Below are 490 nucleotides of genomic sequence, written 5' to 3'. Positions count from 1 at the left end.
GAATTGGAAGGATACTTTTGAATTCTTAATAAGCGAAAGAGAATCCTTACTAAAACTTTCCCAATCTGATTTACTAGCTAAGAGGACCCCTGAGTTAAAATAGTTTTTGTGGTCCGCTCTCGGTAATCCTATTGACGATAAATAATTTCTTCTATCTTGGTTCTTTCGAGTATCATTTTCGATAACTAAGCTCGCAGGATCAAGAACAGCCAAAATACTATTCCTCGTTATCTCGTGATTAATAAGTGCGTCAACACTCCCGACCAGCTGAGTGTCGCTGTCGATATAAAATACCTTGCGGTACTTCTGATCAATCACGCGGTCTATAAAAAATCTCGCGTAGTACATAGATAGGCCATCCCGCACCGAGGATGGAACGAGGATAAATATAATATTTTCCTCTGAACAAATTTCTTTAAACAGATCGGTAATCGAAGTACGATTGCCAAAGCAGATAATTAAAACATCGACCGATTCAGCTTGAATGCGC

The 490-nt window shown here is 39.0% G+C and carries 1 protein-coding gene; it reads right to left on the bottom strand.

From position 1 onward, the window contains the following. A partial coding sequence (locus FV233_RS29850; protein WP_147899674.1) for a glycosyltransferase occupies positions 1–490 on the bottom strand: 490 nt, incomplete at both ends.

This window comes from Methylobacterium sp. WL7 (assembly GCF_008040085.1).
Taxonomy (GTDB): Bacteria; Pseudomonadota; Alphaproteobacteria; order Rhizobiales; family Beijerinckiaceae; genus Methylobacterium; species Methylobacterium mesophilicum.
Note: the sequence above shows the minus strand (reverse complement) of the source record. Positions and strands in the feature narration are given on the sequence as shown.